The sequence below is a fragment of the Paenibacillus oleatilyticus genome, assembly GCF_018998565.1.
In the GTDB taxonomy this organism is placed as follows: Bacteria; Bacillota; Bacilli; order Paenibacillales; family NBRC-103111; genus Paenibacillus_G; species Paenibacillus_G oleatilyticus.
This window is the reverse complement of the sequence record NZ_JAHNZO010000170.1, coordinates 1-347: the sequence shown is the minus strand read 5'-3', so window position 1 is coordinate 347 and position 347 is coordinate 1. Positions and strand designations below refer to the sequence as shown.

The following is a 347-nucleotide window of genomic DNA, read 5'->3' as shown; positions in this document are numbered from 1 at the left end:
GGTTCGGGGTGGAAGCACGGCAACGTGTGCAGCTGACGAATACTAATCGGTCGAGGGCTTATCCAATAAGTCTTCCGAAGATCCCTTCGGAAGCGACTAAGGCTTAATGGTTTAGCTACCAGTGAAGATATATCTTTTAGGAGCGACTTTTGACACAGTCAACGGAGCGAGAAAAGATATATCGAAACGCGCTTTGTTTCGATCCAGTTTTCAGGGCGCAAGTCGCCTTGAGTTAAAGTAAAGATGTTTCGTGGCAGAAACATCGCAATCCGTTTGGTGATGATGGCGGAAGGGAACCACGCGTACCCATCCCGAACACGACCGTTAAGCCTTCCAGCGCCGATGGT

Annotated in this window: 1 rRNA gene; it reads left to right on the top strand. The window is 49.6% G+C overall.

Features of this window, described 5'->3' with window-relative positions:
- Nucleotides 1–272 precede the first annotated feature (272 nt).
- Nucleotides 273–347: ribosomal RNA gene (gene rrf / locus KQX66_RS36810) — 5S ribosomal RNA — on the top strand; the annotation flags it as partial.